Source organism: Falsiroseomonas oryziterrae (genome assembly GCF_021864505.1).
In the GTDB taxonomy this organism is placed as follows: Bacteria; Pseudomonadota; Alphaproteobacteria; order Acetobacterales; family Acetobacteraceae; genus Falsiroseomonas; species Falsiroseomonas oryziterrae.
The window spans coordinates 1-4,574 of the sequence record NZ_JAKJIB010000326.1; the positions used below are offsets into that span (position 1 = coordinate 1).

5 protein-coding genes are annotated in these 4,574 nt (G+C 73.3%); all 5 read right to left on the reverse strand.

The window, feature by feature from the left end; all coding sequences use genetic code 11:
* Positions 1 to 82 precede the first annotated feature (82 nt).
* The gene (locus L2I40_RS19310; protein ID WP_237216813.1) at positions 83 to 1,468 is read right to left on the reverse strand and encodes a dipeptidase; all 1,386 of its coding nucleotides are present in this window, start codon (positions 1,466 to 1,468) and stop codon (positions 83 to 85) included.
* Positions 1,469 to 1,472: 4 nt separating this feature from the next.
* Positions 1,473 to 1,961 (reverse strand): CinA family protein, encoded by a 489-nt coding sequence (locus L2I40_RS19315; protein ID WP_237216814.1) that lies wholly within the window; start codon positions 1,959 to 1,961, stop codon positions 1,473 to 1,475.
* A complete protein-coding gene (locus L2I40_RS19320) occupies positions 1,961 to 2,404 on the reverse strand; it encodes a phosphatidylglycerophosphatase A family protein (protein WP_237216815.1) in 444 nt (147 codons plus the stop codon). Before L2I40_RS19320 ends, L2I40_RS19315 begins: the two co-directional genes overlap by 1 nt.
* Positions 2,401 to 3,243 carry an alpha/beta fold hydrolase gene (locus L2I40_RS19325; RefSeq protein WP_237216816.1) on the reverse strand — a complete coding sequence of 281 codons (843 nt, stop codon included), beginning with the start codon at positions 3,241 to 3,243 and terminating at the stop codon, positions 2,401 to 2,403. The genes L2I40_RS19320 and L2I40_RS19325 overlap by 4 nt, the downstream gene beginning before the upstream one ends.
* A partial coding sequence (locus L2I40_RS19330) for a lytic transglycosylase domain-containing protein (RefSeq protein ID WP_237216817.1) occupies positions 3,240 to 4,574 on the reverse strand: 1,335 nt, incomplete at its 5' end. The genes L2I40_RS19325 and L2I40_RS19330, both read right to left, overlap by 4 nt.

Here is a 4,574-nt window from a genome sequence, read left to right on the forward strand (position 1 = left end):
TCCCCCCCCCCCCCCCCCCCCCCCCCCCCCCCCCCCCCCCCCCCCCCCCCCCCCCCCCCCCCCCCCCCCCCCCCCCCCGGCACTACCCCGCCAGCTTCGCCAGCAGCCGCGCGTGGCTCCGCGCGCCGCCGTGCAGGCAGCGCAGGTCGAATTTCTCGTTCGGGCTGTGCACCTGGTCGTCCTCCAGCCCGAAGCCCATCAGCACCGTGTCGAGGCCGAGGATCTCCTTCAGGCTCGACACCACGGGAATGGACCCGCCGCAGCCGATCATCGCGGCGGGCTTGCCGTATTCCTCCTGCAGCGCCGATCGCGCGGCGCGGATGAAGCGGCTGTCGGCCGGCACCTCGATGCCCGGGCTCGCGCTGAAGACCTGGAACTCCGCCGTGGCGTCGGCCGGCAGCCGCGCCTGCACGAAGGCCTTGAAGCTCTCGAACACCTTGCGGTGGTCCTGGCCGGGCACCAGGCGGAACGAGACCTTCGCATGCGCCTCGGCCGGGATGACGGTCTTGCTGCCCGCGCCCGTGTAGCCGCCCCAGATGCCGTTGATATCGGCCGTTGGCCGCGCCCAGAGCCGCTCCAGCGCGCCGCGGTCCTTCTCGCCGACCGGCACCGAGAGGCCGATGTCGCCGAGGAAGTCGTGCTCGCTGAAGCCGAGCGCCTGCCAGGCGGCGCGCTGTTCGGCTGAAAGCTCGGGCACGTCATCGTAGAAACCGGGCAGTCGGATGCGGCCATTGGCATCGTGCAGGTCGCCCAGGATGCGGGTGATGAGGTTCAGCGGGTTCAGCGCGCTGCCGCCATACATGCCCGAATGCAGGTCGCGGCTGGCGGCTTTCAGGTCGAGCTGTACGTAGCACATGCCGCGCAGCCGCGTGGACAGCGCCGGCGTCGTGACGTCCCACATGTTGGTGTCGCTGATGATCGCGACGTCAGCCTTCAGCTCGTCCCTGTTGGCGGCGAGGAAGGGCGCGAGGTTGGGGGAGCCGATCTCCTCCTCTCCCTCGATCACCGCAGTGATCGCGCAGGGCGGGCCGCCGGCGACGCTGTGCCAGGCGCGCAGCGCCTCGAGCCAGGTCGAGCTGTTGCCCTTGTCGTCCACCGCGCCGCGCGCGACGACGCGCTTGCCGTGCGGCCCGTCCACGATTGCCGGCTCGAACGGCGCGCTGGTCCAGAGCTCGAAGGGGTCGGCCGGCTGCACGTCGTAATGGCCGTAGTAGAGCAGGTGCGGCGCGCTGCCGCCGGGGCCTGGGTGATGCGCGACGACGATGGGGTGCTTCGGCGTCTGCCGCAGGCTCGCGGTGAAGCCCAGCGCGGCGAGCTGGTCGCGCACCCATTCGGCGGCGCGCACGCAATCGGCGGCGTGCTGCGGCTGCGCGCTGATGGAGGGAATGCGCAGCCACTCCACCAGGCGCGCTTCCGCGCCGGCGCAATCGGCGTCGAGGGCCGCCATCAGCTTGTCGGTCAGGTCCATGGAGCTACTCCGAGAGTCGGCGGATCAGGGCCAGCGCGGCGTCCACGGTGGCGGCGCGGATCGCGCCGCGGTCGCCGGGGAAGACATGGCGTTCGGCGCGGGTGGTCCTGCCACGCCGCGCGCAGCCGATGAAGACCAGCCCGACCGGCTTTGCGGCGCTGCCGCCGGACGGCCCGGCGATGCCTGTGCAGGAGACCGCGATGTCCGCGCCTGAATCGGCCAGCGCGCCCTCGGCCATCTGCCGTGCGACGGGGTCGCTGACGGCGCCATGCGTGGCGAGCATCGTCGCCGGCACGCCGACGAGGCGCGTCTTCGCGTCGTTCGAATACGTGACGTAGCCCGCCAGCACCGTGGCGGAGGAACCGGGGATCGCGGTCAGCGCCGCGGCGATCAGCCCGCCCGTGCAGCTCTCCGCGGTGGCGAGCGTGAGGCCCTTCGCCTGCAGCGCGGCGAGCAGCGTGGCGGCCTCGTCGAGCGTGGACGGGTTCAGCATCAGCCCAGGGCTCCCGGCCAGAGAAGCTGCAAGGCGAGCAGCGCGCCGGCCGCGATCGCGCCGGCGACGAGGTCGTCCAGCATCACGCCGAGCGCGCCCGTCTGCCGGTCGGCCCAGGACACCGGCCAGGGCTTGGCGATGTCGAGGGCGCGGAAGGTCACGAAAGCGAGCGCGACGCCGATCCAGCTCGGCGCCGGCAGCGCCGCCAGTGCGAGGAGCATGCCCGCCCCCTCATCGGCGACGAACCAGCCGGGGTCCTCGTCGGCCTTCAGCACGCGCGGCGCCGCCCAGAAGCCGGCGAGTGTGACCAGCGCCGCGAGGACCAGGCAGGGCAGGGGGCCGAGCAGCACGAGCGGCAGCACCAGGGCCGATCCCCAGGTGCCGGGCCCGGGCCGCAGCAAACCGACGCCGCCCAACGTCGCGACGAGGCGCGCGGCGGTCACGGGATCGCGTGCAGGAATCGGTCGAGCGCCGGCACGACCTGCGGTTCGTCGAGCATCGGGCTGTGCCCGCAGCGCGGCACGTTGACAAACGTCATGTCCGGTCGCTCGCGCCGCATGCGCGCCGCCGTCTCCGGAGACAACAGGTCGGATAGCTCGCCGCGCACCAGCATCATCGGGGCATGCCCGGCGGCGCCGAAGGCGGGCCAGAGCTCCGGCGCCTTGCCGCTGTTGCGCAGCACCTGCGCGATCCGCGTGTCCCAGCGCGGGTGCCAGCGCCCGTCTCCGCCCGGTGCGAAGGTGTTGGCGGCGAAGCGAAGCCAGCCCGCCTCATCCATCGGCATGGGCGGCAGCGTCCGCTGGAGATGCGCCACGCAGGCCTCGAGGTTCTCCAGAGCCGGGTCGAGGCCAACGAAGTTCTGGACGTGGTCGAGGCCGATATCCTCGACATGCGGCCCGATGTCGTTCAGCACCAGGCCGGCCAGCGCCGTCGGCCGGAACACGGCCAGCACCATCGCCAGGATGCCGCCGAAGCTCGTGCCGAGCACCACGGCGCGCGGGCAGTGCAACGCCGCCATCGCGTCCAGCACATCCGCCAGTGAGTTCGGAATGCCGTAGCGCGCGATCTCCGCTGGCCTTGCGCTTTCGCCATGGCCGGCATGGTCCAGGGCGATCACGCGCCGCGTCAGGGCGTGGCGTGCGGCCAGCACCTCGAAATCCGCCGCGCTCCGTGTGAGTCCGGACAGGCAGAGGATCGGCGTGCGGTGCGCCGGTCCAGGGTATTCGAGAGCCGACAGGCGCAGGCCGTCGCGCGCATGGAAGGCGACGCGGCGCGGGCTCATCGCCGGCCCGCGAGCAGCCCGTCGAGCGGATGCGCGAGGCCGGCGGTCGCCGGGTTGCGCGCGCGATAGACCACCACGTTCTCGATCACCCGCTGTACGTAGTTCCGGGTCTCAGCAAAGGGAATGAGCTCGATCCACTCGCGGATGTCGGGCCCGCCCGGCACGCGCGGATCGCCATAGGTCACCAGCCACTCATCCACCCGCCCGGCTCCCGCATTGTAGGCGGCGGCGGCGAGCGGCAGCGCGCCGTCGTAGCGCGCCAGGCGATCGGCGATGTAGTTCGAGCCAAGCCGCAGATTGTGCGCCGGATCGCTGGTCAGCATCGCCGTCGTGTGCGGGATGCCGAGGCGCCGCGCGACGGATTGCGCGGTCGCCGGCAGCAGCTGCATCGGCCCGCGCGCATTGGCCGAGGACACGGCGGAGAGCTCGAAATTGCTCTCCTGCCGCGTGATGGCGTTGACGATGGCGGCCTCGGCGCCGTCGGGCGGGGCGGGGAAGGGGGTCGGCCAGCCATCCTCGAGCAGGATCACGCCATCCACGCCGGCGCGCCGCGCTACCCAGACGGCGTGGTCCGGTCGGCCGATCAGCACGGCGAGGCGCGCGATCAGCCAGCGGTCGGTGGCGTCCGGCGAAACATCCTCCATGCGCAGCAGGAACATCCGCGCGCGGTCGGACTGGCCGAGATCGGCCAGCGTCACGACGGCGCGCGCCAGTTCCCGCCCGCCGAAAGCCTGCGCCACGTCGAGCGGCGGCTCGCGCAGCGCCGCGCCGTTGATCCGCGCCGAAAGCTGCTGCGGCGTCTCGCCGAGCGCGCGGCTGGCGAGCTGGCCGTAGAAGGCGACCGGCAGCGCGGCCGCGGCCTCCCAGCGCGCACGCGCCTCGGCGGGGCGGCCGAGCGCCTCCAGCGCGACGCCTTCCCAATAGGCGCTGCGGGCGCGGGTGATGACGCTGTTGCTGCCCTCCGCGACGCGCGCGAAGTGCCGCTGCGCGGCGGCGGCGTCGTTGGTGCGGCGGAGCGCGATGAGCCCGGCGAGGAACTCGGCCTCCTGCCGCGGCTCGCCGGCCGCCGACTGGCCGTGGTTCGCGGCGACGCGATAGGCGGTGGCAGGCTCGTTGAGCCTGATCAGCTTGCGCGCAAGGATCTGCCGCTCGGCCCAGACGGCGCGCTGCGCCTCGGGCGAGAGGTCGCGCTGCAGCGGCTCGGCCGCGGCCCAGACCGCGGCGGCCTCCGCATCTCGGTCGCGGCGGCGCAGCAGGCGGGCGCGTTCCTGCGCGACGCCGATGTCGCGGATCTGCCCGCCCTCGTCGCGGTCGGCGCGCAGCGCAAGCCG

Bases quoted from the DNA above. Each gene is read 5' to 3' on its own strand.
- L2I40_RS19310 (WP_237216813.1), bottom strand. From the start codon at position 1,468: ATGGACCTGACCGACAAGCTGATGGCGGCCCTCGACGCCGATTGCGCC.
- L2I40_RS19315 (WP_237216814.1), bottom strand. From the start codon at position 1,961: ATGCTGAACCCGTCCACGCTCGACGAGGCCGCCACGCTGCTCGCCGCG.
- L2I40_RS19325 (WP_237216816.1), bottom strand. From the start codon at position 3,243: ATGAGCCCGCGCCGCGTCGCCTTCCATGCGCGCGACGGCCTGCGCCTG.